Below are 17,860 nucleotides of genomic sequence, written 5' to 3'. Positions count from 1 at the left end.
TTGAGCCACCGTCCTGTCCGACAGGAGGACACGAGTGCACGCCCGATTGAGCAGTCCCGGCGGCCTGTTGCTCGCTGCCGCACTGACCGCCGCCATGCTGATGGCGCCCCTCACCGGCTCCACCGCCGCGGCCACGGCCGCCACCACCTCCACCGCCGCCACCGCCGGTCCGAAGGTGACCCGCACCGCGAACGCCGTCACGGTCTCCGTGCCGGCCTCGGCCAACACCCCGGGCTACACCCTCGACGTGGCCACCGACGAACTCGCCCTGACCACGCGCCGCGCCGGGAAGACCGTGCTCGCCACCACGTCCGGCGACACCGGCGCCCTGCGTTTCACCACGGCCGACGGCGCGTGGCAGCACGCGACCGGCGTCACCGACTGGACGTGGAAGAACGGCGTCCTGACCGTCACCGCCGACAGCACGCTCGACGGCGCCACGGTGGAGGCCCGGATCACCCCCGGCGCCGACCGCTACCAGCTCGACTGGGACGTCCGAGGCGGCGCACCGAAGCAACTGGGCCTCACCTACGACCTGTCGTCGGCCGGTCACTGGTACGGCCACGGCGAGGCGGAGACCCCGCAGGGCGGTCCCGGCACCGACCAGCCCTGGCCGCTGGACGCCGGCGAGGTCGACCACCCGACCTTCGGCCCGGCGTCCTACCACATGATCGACCCGTTCTGGTACACGTCCAAGTCGACCGGGCTGCGCGTCGACACCGGAAATGTCATGGACGTGGCGCTCAACAAGGGCAAGGACGGCCTCGGCAGCTTCGTCGTCGAGTCGCCCGACACCTACAAGGCCACCGTGTTCGTCGAGTCGACCCCGCTGGAGGTCTACCGCGACTACATCGGCATCGTGGGCAAGCCCACCAAGTCCGACGCCCCCTACGAGCAGTACGCCAAGCCGCTGTGGAATTCCTGGGCGCAGTTCTACACCAAGGTCGACCAGGAGAAACTCCTCGACTACGCCACCGACCTCCACGACAACGGGCTGGACGGGCACACCATCCAGCTCGACGACAAGTGGGAGTCGAACTACGGCAATCTGACCTGGGATCCCAAGACCTTCCCCGATCCCAAGGGCCTCTCCAAGAAGATCCACGACATGGGGTTCGACTTCGGCGTCTGGGTCACCCTGTGGATCAACCTGGACTCCGCCAACTACCAGTACGCGGTCGACCACGGCTATCTGCTCATGGACGCCAAGGACAAGACCAAGCCGTGTGACGTGACCTGGTGGAACGGCGAGGCGGGAATCATCGACCTGGCCAACCCCGACGCCAAGGCCTGGTACGAGGGCAACCTCAAGTCCCTCATGGACACGTACGACATCGACGGGCTGAAGTTCGACACGCGCTTCTTCGACGAGAGGTGCGCGCCGCGCGAGGGCTCCCAGGTCACGGACTACCAGAAGCTCGGCACGCAGCTCGCCGACGAGTTCGACCTCCAGGGCGCCGGCATCCGGGTGCACTGGAACAAGACGGCCCACGAGGCCGGCTTCGTCACCCGTCAGGTCGACAAGGGCACCGGCTGGGACTCCCTGCGCGCCTCCGCCTCCCAGAACCTGGCGATCTCCACCATCGGCTACCCGTTCGTCGAGTCCGACATGATCGGCGGCTCCGGCGGCCAGCCCGCACCGACGAAGGACGTACTGGTGCGGTGGGCTCAATCCGCCTCACTGATGCCGCTGATGTACGCCTCGACCTCGCCGGTGGACACCAACGACACCACCACCGGGCAGAAGGTGGACTACGACCAGGAGACGGTCGACCTCTACCGGCAGGCGATCAAGACGCACGAGAAGCTCGCCCCCTACATCTGGGACCAGGTGCAGAACACGCTGAAGACCGGTGATCCGATCATGCGGCCGCTGTTCTTCGACTTCCCGAAGGACGAGGCGAGTTACACGGTCGCCGACGAGTGGATGCTCGGTCCGGCCGTGCTGGCCGCGCCCAAGCTGAGCACCGGAGGCACCCGCTCCGTCCATCTGCCGCCGGGCACCTGGTACGACGTGAACCAGGGCACGATGATCCGCGGTCCCCAGACCCTCAAGGGGTACGCGGCGCCGCTCGGCGTCACCCCGGCCTTCGTCAACCTCAAGGCCCAGGGCGCCGACAAGGCCATCAAGGCGCTCAAGCGCGACGACGCTCCGGCCGCCTCCGTCCTGATCACCCCGGACGCCCCGGCCACCGACGCCGGCAAGCCGTTCCAGGTGACCACCGACGTGACCAACTGGAGCACCGGGACCATCAAGAGCGTCAAGGCGGCCCTTGACCTGCCCGAAGGCTGGAGCGCCAAGTCGGCCGGTCCGACCACCGCGAGCTCCCTCAAGAACGGCGCCACGCTCACCACCATCTGGACGGTGACCCCGGCCGAGGACGCCCGTTGGGGCAGCCATGACCTCACCGGCACCGCCACCTACACCGGGTCCAAGGGCTCGACGAAGGTGTCCGACACCGTGCAGGCGCAGGTGAAGGCCGCCCCGAGCAGCGTGCAGGCGCCGTACCTGACGGCCGACACCACCTCCGAGGACCCCCAATACGCCCAGGCCGGTGACCAGTTCGCCATCTGGGCGGGCGGCCAGGACCTGTCCGGCTGGAAGGACGAGAAGGGCGTCATCTACCGCGACGACGCGGCCGGGGAAAAGTCCACCGTGCAGGCCCAGTTGGTCTCCCAGAACAGCGCCTCACCGGTCGGCAAGGCGGGCATCGCCCTCGCCAACGACCTGACCGCACCCGAGAAGGGCGGTTACGCGGTGCTGGTCATGACCCAGAGCTACGGCTTGGAGTTCATGACCGACAGCGACGGCGACGGGAAGCTCGACACCTGGGCGGGCGGCGGCGCCACCTACCACCCGGCGTATCTCAAGCTGACCCGGGACGGCACCACCTACACCGCGTACGCCAGCAAGGACGGCCAGACCTGGTCGCAGGTCGGCACCGCCCAGGTGCCCTCGGCTTCCGGCACCGAAGACGCCGGAATGGTCGCCAGCGCGGCCAACGTCAACTACCCCGGCGAGGACATCGAAGCCGTCTTCAGCGGATTCACCGTCACCTCCTGACCCACCGGTATCACCCTCCCGGTTTCCCGGCAGGCCCCTCCTCCCCCTGATGGCCTGCCGGGGACCACCCCGGCCTACCGGCAGTCCTCCCGCCCCCCAGGACCCGCCGAGGACCACTCCCTGCACCTCCGTGAGAGAGGGACCCCAGCCCCATGGCACGTACGTCCTCACTCGCCGCCGGCTTCGTCGCCGGCGTCGTCGTGGCCGCGAGCACCACCGCGATCGCCGTCACCGGTACGGCGACCACCAGCACCGACCTCAATTCCAAGGCCACCACCACCTGGCTGACCGTCAAGGTCGCCGACGCCATGGGCACCAGGGACACCATCACCTGGGTTCCCACCGGCTCCTTCGCCGGCTCCGCGGAGGAGCGGGTCCCGCGCTACCCGATGACCCCCATCCAGGGCAAGGACACCAAGGAGCTGAAGCTCTCCGCCGTCCGCAACGAGCAGGTCTCGGCGCAGCTGGCGATCGCCTCCGGCCACAACCTCGACGACGTCAAGGCCGTGGTCGGCGACCTCACCGGGCCCGACGGTACGAAGCTGTCCGGTGCCGACACCCAGGTCCGGTTCGTCAAATACGTGCCCGTGCAGCGCTCCAAGAGCGAGGTCGACTGGTCCGCCACCATCGACCAGGTCAGCTCCGGCAAGGAGGTGTCCGGCGACCGTAACCCCGATGTGGTCGGCGACCCCCTGCAGGAGGGTTCGTCGGTGGACGTACCCGCGTACGCCGCGCAGCCACTCTGGTTCACCTTCCACATCCCCAAGGGGGCCAAGCCCGGCACCTACACCGGCACGGTGAAGGTCAACGCCGACGGCCGCACCCAGAGCACGTACCCGCTGACCATCGAGGTCGCGGACGCGAGCGTGCCGGACCCGAAGGACTACAGCTTCTTCCTCGACGTATGGGCGCAGCCGGAGACGATGGCCAAGAACCACGGCGTCAAGCTCTGGTCCGACGAGCACTGGAAGCTGATCGACAAGTACGACCGCGACCTGGCCTCGCGCGGCCAGAAGGTCATCAACACCACCATCGTCGACAACCCCTGGCACCACCAGTGGTCGCTCGGCACCCGGGAGTCGCAGACCGCCACGCCGTACACCAGCATGGTGGGCTGGACCTGGAACGGAAAGACGTTCTCCTTCGACTTCAGCCGCTGGGACAAGTACGTCGAGACCGCCAGACGTGCCGGTCTCGGTCCCGACATCGGCGCCTTCTCCATGCTGGCGTTCCAGGACCAGGAGCACCTCACCTACACCGACACCAGCACCGGCAAGACCGTCTACGAGAACGTCGATCTGGGCGGCGACCGCTGGCGTCAGGCGTGGGGAACGTTCCTTCCGGCCTTCGAGAAGCACCTGAAGGCCAAGGGCTGGCTGAACGACACCTACCTGTCCTTCGACGAGCGGCCCATCGACACCATGACGGTCGTCAAGAACTTCGTCCACGAGGTCGCGCCGGCCTTCGACGACCGTATCGCCGTGGCAGGTTCGATCAACACCGAAGGCGTCGCGTCCAACCTGTCCGTCGACTGGGGCGGCATCGACGCGATGACGAAGGAGAAGGTGGCGGAACGGCGCAAGGCCGGCAAGATCACGACCTTCTACGTGTACGGCTCGCCGGCCCACCCGAACACGCTGTCCTACTCCCCCGCCGTCGAGTCGCGGATGCTGCCCTGGATCTCCGCCCAGCGGGATCTGGACGGCTTCCTGCGCTGGTCGTACAACAGCTGGACCAGCGATCCCTTCAAGCAGCCGGTGCACATCTTCACGCAGGGCGACGAGTACCTGGTCTACCCGGGCAAGGACGGCCCGATGTCCAGCATCCGCTGGGAGCAGCTGAAGGAGGGCATCGAGGACTACGAACTCATCGCCCAGCTGCGGAAGAAGGACGGCGGCACCGACAGCGACGCGCTGACCGACGCGCTCACCACCGCGACCCGCAACCTTGACGGCCGGACGAAGGACGTCAACGACATCGAGACCGCGCGGGCGGCAGTCGTGAAGGGGCTGACGTCATGAAAGGCAGGTGGAGATCTCTGCTGCTTGCCGGAGCGCTGACTGCCATGTCCCTGACCGGCGCGGGTGTCGTGACACCGGCCCAGGCCGAGCAGCAGACCCCGGCGCAGCACACCGTCACCTACGACCAGTACTCCGTACGGGTCGACGGCAAACCCCTGTACCTCTGGGGCGCCGAGTTCCACTACTTCCGGCTGCCCAGCCCCGACGCGTGGCGCGACGTCCTGCAGAAGATCAAGGCGGGCGGATTCAACGCGGTCTCGCTCTATTTCGACTGGGGATATCACTCCTCCAAGCCGGGCTCGTACGACTTCACCGGCACCCGTGACGTGGAGCGGCTGCTCGACGAGGCCGAGCGGGCGGGCCTGTATGTGATCGCCCGACCGGGCCCGTACATCAACGCGGAGGTCTCCGGCGGCGGCATGACCGCCTGGCGGTCGACCCAGGCCGGCGTGAACCGCACCTCCGAGCCGGAGTACCTGAAGGCGGCCCGGGAGTGGATGAGCCGGATCAACCCGATCATCGCGCGCCACCAACTCACCCGTGGCACAGGGTCGGTGATCCTGTATCAGGTCGAGAACGAGTACCAGGGCGGTCGCCACGACGCCGACTACATGCAGACCCTCATCGACTGGGCGAAGGAGGACGGCATCGATGTGCCCACCTTCGTCAACGACGGCGGCGCGAACCAGAACTGGGTGAGCGGCAAGGGCGCCCCGGACATCTACGGCTTCGACGCCTACCCGCAGGGCTTCGACTGCAAGGACCCCGACACCTGGAAGAACCTCCCCGACTATTCGTACGTCAACGAGTGGAAGCCCGAGTCCCCGCTGATCATCCCGGAGGCACAGGGCGGCGCCTTCGACCCCTGGGGCGGCACCGGATACCAGGACTGCGCGAAGCTCACCGGCACCGACTTCACCCGGGTGTTCAGCAAGATGAACATCGCCGCCGGGGTGAGCGGCCAGTCCTTCTACATGACGTACGGCGGCACCAACTGGGGCTGGCTCGCCGACCCCAACGCGGTCTACACGTCGTACGACTACGGGGCCCCGATCAACGAGTCCCGCCAACTGACGGACAAGTACCAGGAGTTCAAGCGGCTCGGGTACATGGTCAACTCCGTCACCTCGCTGGCGCGCACCGACAAGGCCGAGGCTCCCACTCCTTCCGACGACGCCCTGCGCATCGACCGGCGTGTCAACCCCGACGACGGCACCCAGTTCTTGACCGTCCGGCACGCCGACACGCGCGTGAAGGACAAGGACGAGACCACGCTGTCGCTGAAGGGAGCGGACGGCGACTACCCGCGGGTCCCCCAGCAGGGAACGATCACCGTCAACGGCCGGGATGCCAAACTCCTCGTCGCGGGCTACGACCTGGGCGCGAACCAGCGGCTCGTCTACTCCACGTCGGAGATCATGACGCACGCCAAGATCGGCGACCGGGAGGTGGCGCTGCTCTACGGGCGTGCGGGTGAGGCCGGCGAGACCGTGCTGCGGTACGCCGAGCGGCCCAAGGTGACCGTCCTCGACGGCGATGTCACCACCACCTGGGACGCCGCACGCGGTGACCTGCGCCTGGACTACACCCACAAGGGTCTGGCCCGGGTGCTGGTGAACGGCATGGAACTGCTGATCGCCGACACCGCCGAGACCGCCCACTGGTGGCGGCAGGACACCGCCGCGGGCCCGGTCCTCGTACGCGGGCCGTCCCTGGTCCGTACGGCCGAACTGGCGGACGGCACCCTGAAGTTGACCGGTGACTCCACCAAGGCCGAGAAGATAGAGGTCATCGCGGACGCCAAGAAGGTGACCTGGAACGGCCGCGAGGTCGCCGTCACCCAGGCGCCGCTCCCGGTCGAGCTGCCCAAGCTGACGACGTGGAAGTACAAGGAGGAGGCGCCGGAGTCCGCTCCCGGCTTCGACGACTCCACCTGGACCACCGCCGACCACCTCACCGCCAACAACGCGGCGCTGGCCGGGTCGCTGCCGGTCCTCGCGATGGACGAGTACGGCTTCCACCACGGCAACGTCTGGTACCGCGGCCGGTTCAAGACCACCGGTGCCGCGACCGCGCTCGCACTCGACGCCAAGACCGGCAACACGGGCCAGTACGCGGTGTGGCTCAACGGCCGCTATCTCGGCAGCTCCGGCGACGGCGCGCACACCTTCGACATCCCGGCGGGCACGCTGAAGGCCGCCTCAGACGGCGGGGACAACGTCCTTTCCGTCCTCGTGGAGAACGCGGGCCACAACGAGGAATGGGGCCACGACTACTCCAAGGAGCCGCGCGGTCTGCTCAGTGCCGAGGTGATCGGCGGGGCCTCCACCCTCACCTGGAAGATCCAGGGCAACCGGGGCGGCGAGGACCCGGTGGACACCGCACGGGGCCCGTACAACAACGGCGGGCTGTACGGGGAGAGGGCCGGCTGGTCGCTGCCGGGCTTCCCCGACGGCAGCTGGAAGAGCACCACCCTCTCCGGGCAGGCCGCCAAGACCGAGCCCGGCGTGCGGTGGTACCGCACCTCCGCCCGGCTCGACCTGCCGCAGGGCCAGGACAACGCGCTCGCGCTGGATCTCGCCGAAGCCGCAGGCGGCAGCACCGGCTATCGAGCCGAGATCTTCGTCAACGGCTGGCTGATCGGCCGCTACCTACCGGACACCGGACCCCAGACACGGTTCGTCATCCCCAAGGGCCTCCTGCGTGAGCAGGGCGACAACACCATCGCCCTGGCCGTGTGGTCCACCAAGGCCGGCGCGGGCCCGGGCTCGGCCAAGCTCGTCGACCTCGGCGCCTCGGCGGGCGGGATCAAGGTCGATACAGTGTCCGCGCCCTCATACGACGCCAAGACCTACGCGATGCCGGCCGCGGGCGCTCACGTCACGGTCGACGCCGAGCCGTTCCTGGCCACCGGCACCGCGACCAAGGTCCCCGTCACCCTCAGCGTGCCGAAGGACGCGCCGAAGGCCTCGAACGTCGCGCTGACGCTGAAGGTCCCGGACGGCTGGACCGCGACCACCGACGACAAAACCCGATTCGACCTTGTGCGGCCCGGCGCCACGGTGACCGCGGACTACACCGTCACCCCGCCGGGTGACCCGGTTCACTACGCCGTGCTGTCCGCGACCGCCAAGCTCACCCAGCCCGGCCGTCCGGGCACCGTCACCGGTATACGCGCCGTACAGGTGCCACCGCCCGCGCTGTCCGCCGACGCCTATGTGAGCGACCTGACCCTGGTCAAGGCGGTGAACGGCTGGGGGCCGGTGGAGAAGGACTCCTCCAACGGGGAGGACGCGGCGGATGACGGTCGTCCCCTGAGCATCGGCGGCACCACGTACACCAAGGGCCTCGGCGTGCACGCGAACAGCCAGGTCCGGGTCTATCTCGGCGGTGGCTGCACCCGCTTCACCGCGACCGCCGGGGTGGACGACGAGGTCGGCGACGGCGGCAGCGTCTCCTTCCAGGTGATCGCCGACGGCCGATCCCTCACCACAACCCCGGTGGTGCGCGGCTCCGACGGCGGCACCGACATCGACGTGGATGTGACCGACGCCCGTTGGCTGGACCTGTTGGTCGACGGTGCCGGCGATGTCTCCTCGGACCATTCCGACTGGGCCGACGCCAAGCTGACCTGCGCGGGAGGCGCCTCGTGAACCTCGCCCGAGTCGGACGACTGAGAGCCCTGCTGTCCGCGGCGCTCGTGTCCGTACTGCTCGCGGTCCTCGCCGCCGCGGTGCCCGCACACGCCACGGTCCCGGCCGACGCCGCGGCAGCCAAGCCCACGCCCCACACCGTCAGTTACGACAAGCACTCCGTCAAGGTCGACGGCAAGCGGCTCTTCGTCTGGTCCGGGGAGTTCCACTACTGGCGGCTCCCCAGTCCCGACCTGTGGCGCGACGTGCTCCAGAAGATCAAGGCGAGCGGCATGAACGCCGTCTCGATCTACTTCGACTGGGGCTACCACTCCCCCGCGAAGGGCCGTTACGACTTCACCCGGATCCGTGACGTCGACAAGCTCCTCGACATGGCCGAGGAGGCCGGGCTCTATGTCATCGCCCGGCCCGGCCCGTACATCAACGCCGAGACGGACGGCGGAGGGTTCCCCGGCTGGCTGATGACGCAGAAGGGGCAGGCCCGCTCCACCGACCCCGAATACCTCGACGCCGCCCGCGAGTGGCTCAAGGAGATCGACAAGATCCTCGCCCGCCACCAGGTCACGAACGGCACCGGCCCGGTGCTGCTCTACCAGGTCGAGAACGAGTTGTACGACCCCGAAGGCCGCGACTACATCGTCGATCTCTCCAAGCAGGTACGGGCCGACGGCATCACCGTGCCCCTCGTCGGCAACGAGCCGATGCCGCAGTACGCGGGTGGCGAGGGCCTGGACTTCGTCGGCGAGCTGGACCAGTACAACTCCTTCTGCAAGGGCGAGTGGTGGCTGCCCACCCTCAAACGGCAGCAGGACAACGCGCCGCTGTCGATCTTCGAGGCGGGCACCGGCTGGTTCCAGACCTGGGGCGACACCGGCTACGAGAAGTGCCCGGAGAAGATGGGCCCCGCCTACCAGAAGATCGTCAACAAGCACGAGGTCATGCAGGGCACGACGATCGAGAACCTGTACATGACCTACGGCGGCACCAACTGGGGCTGGCTCGCCGACCCGCGCCAGGTCTACACGTCGTACGACTACGGCGCACCGATCAGTGAGCCGCGCCAGACCGGCGCCGACTACGACGAGATGAAGCGGCAGGGCCTCTTCTACACCACCACCGCCCCGCTCACGGCCACCGATCCGGCCGACGCCCCCGCCTCCTCCAACGACGCCGTGCACATCGAGGCGCGTGCCAACCCGGACACCAAAACCCAGTTCCTCTACCTCCGGCACAGCGACCCGATGGCCGACGCCGACGCCACCACCACCTTCGACTGGAAGACCCCGGACGGGACCTATCCGGTCACCGCCCGGCTCAACGGCAAGACCGGCAAGATCCTCATCGCCGGCCACGACCTCGGCGGCGGGCAGCGGCTTGTCTACTCCACCAGCGAGCTGCTGACCAGCGCGAAGACCGGTGGCCGTACACAAGCCGTGCTGTACGGCGGTGAGGGCGACCCCGGCCAGACGATGCTCCGCTACGCCGCCAAGCCCAAGGTCACCGTGCTCGACGGCAAGGCGGACGTCAGCTGGGACGCCGAGCGCGGCGACCTGAAGCTGGACTACACCCACTCCGGCGTCACCCGAGTCCTCGTCCAGAGCGCCGGCCGCCCCGACCTGCTGCTGCTCATCGGCACCGACGACCAGGCCGCCAACCTCTGGCGGCAGGACACGGCAGCCGGTCCGGTCCTGGAACGCGGCACCGAACTGGTCCGCACGGCGACCGTCACCGGCCTGGGAACGACGCTCGCCCTCACCGGCGACGCGAAGAAGGCGGGCCCGCTGGAGGTCTTCGCCCCGTCCGGCGTACGGAACGTCACCTGGAACGGCGCACCCCTGAGCGTGAAACCGACCTCCTCCGGCAGCCTGTTGGGCACCGTGCCCGGCCCGAAGGACGTCAAGCTCCCCGAGCTGACCGGCTGGAAGACGTCCGCCGAAACCCCCGAGGCCGCCCCCGGCTTCGACGACTCGTCCTGGACGTACGCCGACAAGCTGACGACCAACAACCCGACCAAGCCCGGGACTCTGCCAGTGCTCTATCAGGACGAGTACGGCTACCACTACGGCTACGTCTGGTACCGGGGCCGCTTCAAGGCCACCGGCACCGAGAAGTCCCTCTCCCTGACCGCCTACGCCACCAACCCGGACACCGGCTCGGCGGCGGTGGGTGCGTACTCGGTGTGGATCAACGGGAAGTTCGCCGGGACGAGTCAGACCGGCCGCAAGACCTTCCCCATCGCCGACGGTCTGCTGCACAAGGGCAAGGAGAACGTGGTCTCCGTCCTGGTCGGCACCATGGGCCACAACGAGGACTTCACCTGGAACAGCGACGACCACAAGCAACCGCGCGGCCTGACCACGGCGTATCTGGCCGGCTCCGACGCGCAGATCACCTGGCGGATCCAGGGTGCGCGGGGCGGCGAGAAGCCCGTCGACCCGGTGCGCGGGCACATGAACAACGGCGGTCTGTACGGGGAGCGTTCGGGCTGGACCCTGCCCGGATTCCCTGACGGGTCGTGGGACGCGGCCACGCTGCCGACGAGTGACACCACTCCCGGTATCGCCTGGTACCGCACCACCTTCAACCCCAAGCTGCCCACGGGCCAGGACGTCTCCGTCGGCGTCACGATCACCGACAACCCCGACCGCGACTACCGCGCCCTCATCTACGTCAACGGCTGGCTGATGGGGAACTACGTCAACGACACCGGTCCCCAGCACACCTTCCCCATCCCCAACGGCATCCTGCGCGCCGACGGCAAGAACGCCATCGCCATCGCCTCGTGGAGCGAGGACACCAAGAGCGGCGGCCTGGGCAAGGTCGGCCTGACCACGCTCGGCAATGTCACGTCCTCGCTGCGGGTCGCCGATGTGGCTGCCCCGGCCTACGACGCCGCCACCTACGCCGACCCGGCCACCCCGGCGCGGGTGACCGTCGACGCCCCCGACAGCGTCGAGCCGGGCACCACCTACCAGGTCACGGCGACGGCCTCCGTACCGGGCAACGCCAAGACGCTCAGCGGCCTCACCCTGAGCCCGAAGCTGCCCGACGGCTGGAACGCGACCCCGGCCGATCCGGTGAAACTCGGCACCCTCGAACCGGGTGGCTCGGCGAAGGCTCAGTGGACTGTCACCGTGCCCGCCGACCAGAAGACCGCCACCGTCGCCATCCTCCGCGTCACCGCCGACTTCACCCGGGCAGGCAAACCCGGTTCGGTGACGGGGGAACAGGTGGTGGCGGCGCAGCCACCGCCGCTCACGGCGGGCGAACACTACGTCAGCGATCTGCCGTTCGCCTCCAGCAGCAACGGCTGGGGCCCGGTCGAACGCGACCAGTCCGTCGGCGAGAACGCCGAGGGCGACGGCCTGCCGCTCACTCTCCACGACACCGTCTACGAGAAGGGCCTGGGCACGCACGCCGCCAGCAGCGTGCAGGTGTGGCTCGGCGGCACCTGCACCACCTTCCACGCCGCGCTCGGCCTCGACCAGGAGACGTACGGCCGGTCCGACGGCCCGGCCACCGTCACCTACACCGTCCTCGCCGACGGAACGTCCGTCTACGAGAGCGGCACCGTCGACCGGGACACCGCGACGAAGAACATCGACGTCGACGTGGCAGGCGCGCGGCGGCTCGAACTCGTCGTCTCGGACGCCGGGGACGGCAACGCCCTCGACCACGCCGACTGGGCCGACGCCAAGCTGACCTGCGGCGGCGGTGCCTGATGCCCAGTCTGAGACGAACCGTCCGCCGCAGCTCGGCGGCGCTGGTGCTGGCCGCCCCGCTGCTCGGCACGGCACCGGCCGCCGCCGACTCCGGGGGGCCGGTCACCCTCACGACACCCGCCTACGAACTGCGCGTCGCCACGGACCGGTTGACCCTCACCACAGTACGGGCGGGCCGGACCGTGCTGGCTACCGCGCCCGCGGCGTTCCGGTTCCGGATCGGCTCCGACTGGCACATCGTCGGGGAGGTCACCGGCAGCACCCGTGACGGCAACACCCTGCGCGTCACCGCCGCCACCGACCTGCCGGGCGTCACCATCGATCTGCGGATCACCCTGCGCTCCGACCGGTACGACATGAACTGGTCCCTGTCGGGCGCACAGGCCGACGCGCTCAGCACGGCGTACGACCTGAGCAGCGCCGGGCACTGGTACGGACACGGCGAGAACAGCGACCAGACCGTCCAGCCGTGGCCGCTGGACTCCGGGCAAGTGGTGGACACCGGGTTCAGCCCGGCGTCCTACCAAGTGGTCTCCCCCTTCTGGTACACCTCCAGCGCCACCGGACTGTGGGCGGACACGAACGACCCGATGGACGTGCGGATCAACTCCGGCGGCAACGGGCTCGGCGAGTTCACCGTCACCGGAGACCGACCCGCCGCCTCCACGGTGTTCGTCGAGGACACCCCCGCCGAGGTGTACCGGGACCACATCGCGCTGGTCGGCAAGCCCGAACGCTCCGACACCCCCTACGAGCAGTACGCCACACCGCTCTGGAACTCCTGGGCGCAGCTCTACGGCGAGCAGACCCAGGAGAACGTCCTCGCCTGGGCCCGTGCGCTGGCCGGCGCCGGGCTCGGCGGGCACGCGGTGCAGATCGAGGAGAGCGTGATCGCCTCGGACTTCGGCGAACGCTTCCCCGATCTGCCCGCGCTGTCCAGGCAACTCGGCCGCCTCGGCTTCGACCTCGGTATGTGGACGGGCCTGTACATGCCCGAGACCGCCGCCGACTTCTCCGAAGCCGTCGACAACGGGTATCTGCTGAAGGACCCGTCCGACCCGTCCAAGCCGTGCCTGTTCACCTGGTGGAACGGCCGCCAGACCGGGCTGATCGACCTGGCGAACCCGGCCGCCCGGCAGTGGTACACCAACGATCTCAAGGACCAGACAAGCGAGTTGGGGGTGGCCGGGTTCAAGTTCGACACCGCCTTCTTCGACGACCGGTGCGCTCCCTACCCGGGGGCCACCCGCGCCGACTACGTGAAGTACGGCACCGAGCTGGCCGACGAGTTCGATCAGCAGGGGGCGGGGTTGCGGGTCGCGTGGAACGCCGCGCAGGCCAAGGGCTTCGCCACCCGCACGGCCGACAAGCCGACCACCTTCGCGGGGCTGCGCGCCGCGGTCTCGGCCAACCTGGCGGTCTCCATGATCGGTTACCCGTTCGTGGAGACCGACATGATCGGCGGCTCGCTCAGCTACCCGCCGCCCACGAAGCAGGTCCTGGCCCGCTGGGCGCAGGCGGCGTCCCTGATGCCGCTGATGTACGCCTCGACCTCGCCCACCGGCGTACGGGACGCGACGACCGGCGAGTGGGTCGGTTACGACCGCGAGACGGTCGACCTCTACCGGCAGGCGATCAAGACGCACGAGAAGCTCGCTCCCTACATCTGGGACCAGGTGCAGAGCACCCTGAAGACCGGCGATCCGATCATGCGGCCGCTGTTCTTCGACTTCCCGAAGGACGAGGCGAGTTACACGGTCGCCGACGAGTGGACGCTCGGCCCGGCCGTACTGGCCGCACCGAAGCTCGACGAAGGCACCACCCGGGACGTCTTCCTGCCCACCGGAACGTGGCATGACGTCACCAACGGCAAGGTCGTCCGCGGCCCCGTGACGCTCAAGGGGTACGCGGCGCCGCTCGGAGTGACGCCGGCGTTCGTGAACCTCAAGGCCCAGGGCGCCACCAAGGCGTACGCGGCGCTCGCGCGCACCGGCGCGGAACAGTAAGGGGCGTCAGATGCATGGGATACGCGGCAGGTTCGCGGCGTTGCTCCTGGCGGTCTCGGCCGTCGTGGCCGGGACGGTGGCACCCGCCGAGGCCGGTCAGCAAGGCGACGGGCGCGGCTGGACGGGGACCTGGGCGACGGCGGCCAGCGAGCACTACGAGATCTCGGGGATGTCCGAGGTGTCGGTACGGATGCCGGTGCACACCAGCGTCGGCGGCTCATCCGTACGCATCCGGCTGACCAACGCCTATGCCACCGACCCGGTGACGATCGGGCACGCGACCGTGGGCCTGCGCGACGGCGGTTCCGCCGTGGCCCGCCCGTACGACCTGCGGTTCGGCGGGAAGCGCGCGGTCACCATTCCGGCGGGTGGCCAGGCTGTGAGCGATCCGGTCGGACTCGCCGTGCCGGCACTGGCCGACCTGGTCGTCAGTCTCCATCTGCCCGGCCAGGTCACACACATCACCGATCACTGGTGGGCGCAGCAGACCGTGTACTGGACGGACTACGGTGCGGGTGACCACGCCGCCGACACCTCCGGCGCCGCCTACACCTGGACCACCACGAGCTGGCCGTTCCTCAGCGGCGTCGACGTGACCGCGCCGAGGACCGGGTCGGTGGTGGCGCTCGGCGACTCGATCACCGACGGGTCCTACTCGACGGCCGACACCAACCAGCGCTGGCCCGATCTGCTGTCGGCCCGGCTGAACGCCTGCCTGCCCGGCGCCGGGGTGCTCAACGCGGGCATCACCAGCAACCGGATCACCGCCGGGACCGCGACGAATCCCTCGGCGCTCGACCGGCTCGACCGGGATGTGCTCTCCCAGCCGGGCGCCAGGACTCTGATCCTCTTCGATGGGATCAACGATCTCGGCGGGGCGAGTGCCGAGCAGATCATCGCCGGCATGACGGAGATCGCCGCCCGGGCGCACCAGCGCGGGATGCGGGTCGTCGGCGCCACCATCACCCCGTACAAGGACTTCACCTGGGGCGGTTGGACCGAGGAGACGGAGACGCGGCGACAGCAGGTCAACGCGTTCGTCCGGGCCTCCGGCAAGGTCTTCGACGACTACGCCGACTTCGACCGGGCGGTCCGGGATCCGGCGGATCCGCAGCGGCTGGGCGCGGCGTACGACTCCGGTGACCATCTGCATCCCAATGACGCCGGGATGAAGGCATTCGCCGACTCCATCGACCTGACGTCCCTCGGCCTCGGCCGCGGCTGTTCCTGATGAGGAGGAACCGTGTCCAGACGGCTTGAACACCTGCGTGGGCACCGAAGATTCGCGGTCCTGGCCACGGCGTTGGCTGCCACCGTGGCAGCCCTGCTTCCGGTGGCGCCGGCCGCTGCCGAGACCGCGCAGCCGGGTTGGACGGGGACGTGGGCGACCGCCCAGCACGCCGCGTACGACCCGGGCACCTCGGAAGTGACGGTTCGGATACCGGTGCGGGTGAGCGCCGGCGGGTCGAGCGTGCGCATCCGCCTGACCAACGACTTCACCACCGAGCCGGTGACGATCGGACACGCGACGGTCGGACTTCGTGATGGCGGTTCCGCCGTCGCGAAGCCGCAGAAGCTGCGGTTCGGCGGGAAGAGCGGGGTGACGATCGCGGCCGGCGAGCAGGCGGCCGGCGATCAGGTCCAGCTCACCGTGCCGTCCCGCAGCGACCTGGTCGTCAGCCTGTACTTCCCCGGCCGGCTCACCCACATCAGCCAGCACTGGATGGGCCTCCAGACCGTCTACTGGACACCCGACGGAGGCGGCGACCACGCCGCGGACGCCGACGGCGACGCCTTCACCAAGACCGACTCCACCTTCCCGTTCCTGACCGGTGTCGACGTACAGGGCGGCAACGCGGCGGGCGCGGTGGTGGCGCTCGGCGACTCCATCACCGACGGCGCGGCCTCCACGTCGAACGCCAACCGGCGCTGGCCCGACTATCTGGCGGGGCGGCTGTCGGCCTGCTCGTCCACCGCCGGGGTGCTGAACGAGGGCATCAGCGGCAACCGGATCACGGCGGGCGTGGACGGCAACCCGTCGGCGCTGGACCGGCTGGAGCGCGATGTGCTGTCGCAGCCGGGCGCCCGGACGGTGGTCCTGTTCGAGGGCGTCAACGATCTCAGCTGGGGCGGCGCCACCGGTGATCAGGTGATCGACGGCATGAAGGAGATCGTGCGCCGCGCCCACGAACGCGGGCTGCGCGTGATCGGCGCGACGGTCGTGCCGTATCGCGGCTGGGGCGACTGGTGGACCGAGGCCAAGGAGGCCGACCGGCAGAAGGTCAACACGTTCGTCCGCGACGGCGGCGTCTTCGACGGCTACGCCGACTTCGACAAGGCCGTACGGGACCCGGACGACCCCACCCGCTACGCCGCCGCGTTCGACTCCGGTGACCATCTGCACCCCAACGACGTCGGGATGAAGGCCTTCGCCGACGCCGTCGACCTCACCACTCTCGGGGCGGGCCGCGACTGCCCGTCTGCCCGCGTCCGGATCACCCCGTACCGGCCGACCCTGCAGGCCGGCGGCGACGGCACGGAGATCACGTCGATGGTCACCAACACGGGCACCAAAGCGGTCACCGAGGTCAGCACGCGTCTCGATCTCCCCGACGGCTGGTCCGCCGAACCGGCCGGCAGCACGCGGGTACGCTCCCTCGCCCCGGGCGACAGCGCCAAGGTCACCTGGACGGTGACGCCGACGGCCGACGCGGTCTGGGGCACCCACGAGATCGGCGTACGCACCTCCTTCGTCCAGGACGGCCGGACACGGCACGACTCCGACAGCGTGGACGCCACGGTGACCCCCGCCCCGTCCGAGGTGCGGGCGCCGTATCTGACGACCGCCACCACGACCGAGAAGGCTCAATACGCCCAGAACGGCGACCAGTTCGCCATCTGGGCGGGCGGCCAGGACCTGTCCGGCTGGAAGGACGAGAAGGCGGCGGTCTACCTCGCCGACGCCGCGCCGCCGTCCGGCACCGTGACCGCCCGGGTCGTCGGTCAGACCGGCAGTGGCCCGTCCGCCAAGGCGGGGATCGCCGTGGCCAACGACCTCACCTCGCCTCATGCGGGCGGCTACGCGGTGCTCACCATGTCCGCGCAGTACGGCCTGGAGTTCATGACCGACAGCGACGGTGACGGGAAGCTCGACACCTGGGCCGGGGGCGGCAGTTCGTACCACCCCGCCTGGCTGAAGATCGTCCGCGACGGTACCGCCTACACGGCGTACGCCAGTTCCGACGGCACCGCCTGGCAGCAGGTCGCCACCGCCACCGTTCCCTCCGCGAGCGGCACCGGGGACGCCGGTCTGGTCGCGAGCGCGGTCAACCTCAACTACCCCGGCCAGATCACGACCGCACTTTTTGACTCCTTCTCCACCCAAGAGTGAGAG

The 17,860-nt window shown here is 69.4% G+C and carries 7 protein-coding genes; all 7 read left to right on the top strand.

All coding sequences use genetic code 11. The annotated features are described in order from the left end of the window. Positions 1–94 precede the first annotated feature (94 nt). Positions 95–3,064, top strand: a complete 2,970-nt coding sequence (locus OG303_RS49990) for a TIM-barrel domain-containing protein (protein WP_405877875.1) — start codon at positions 95–97, stop codon at positions 3,062–3,064. 152 nt (positions 3,065–3,216) lie between these two features. Continuing rightward, the gene (locus tag OG303_RS49985; RefSeq protein ID WP_405876879.1) at positions 3,217–5,085 is read left to right on the top strand and encodes a glycoside hydrolase domain-containing protein; all 1,869 of its coding nucleotides are present in this window, start codon (positions 3,217–3,219) and stop codon (positions 5,083–5,085) included. A gap of 44 nt (positions 5,086–5,129) precedes the next feature. Further along, positions 5,130–8,738, top strand: a complete 3,609-nt coding sequence (locus OG303_RS49980) for a beta-galactosidase (RefSeq protein WP_405876877.1) — start codon at positions 5,130–5,132, stop codon at positions 8,736–8,738. Beyond that, positions 8,735–12,460 carry a beta-galactosidase gene (locus tag OG303_RS49975; RefSeq protein WP_405876875.1) on the top strand — a complete coding sequence of 1,242 codons (3,726 nt, stop codon included), beginning with the start codon at positions 8,735–8,737 and terminating at the stop codon, positions 12,458–12,460. Before OG303_RS49980 ends, OG303_RS49975 begins: the two co-directional genes overlap by 4 nt. Then, entirely contained in the window at positions 12,460–14,466 is a 2,007-nt protein-coding gene (locus OG303_RS49970) for a TIM-barrel domain-containing protein (RefSeq protein ID WP_405876873.1), read from the top strand. Before OG303_RS49975 ends, OG303_RS49970 begins: the two co-directional genes overlap by 1 nt. Positions 14,467–14,476: 10 nt before the next feature. Beyond that, entirely contained in the window at positions 14,477–15,697 is a 1,221-nt protein-coding gene (locus tag OG303_RS49965) for an SGNH/GDSL hydrolase family protein (protein WP_405876871.1), read from the top strand. Between the two features lie 12 nt (positions 15,698–15,709). Further along, positions 15,710–17,857 carry a GDSL-type esterase/lipase family protein gene (locus tag OG303_RS49960; RefSeq protein WP_405876869.1) on the top strand — a complete coding sequence of 716 codons (2,148 nt, stop codon included), beginning with the start codon at positions 15,710–15,712 and terminating at the stop codon, positions 17,855–17,857. Positions 17,858–17,860: the final 3 nt, after the last annotated feature.

This window comes from Streptomyces sp. NBC_00005 (genome assembly GCF_045160215.1).
In the GTDB taxonomy this organism is placed as follows: Bacteria; Actinomycetota; Actinomycetes; order Streptomycetales; family Streptomycetaceae; genus Streptomyces.
Note: the sequence above shows the minus strand (reverse complement) of the source record. Positions and strands in the feature narration are given on the sequence as shown.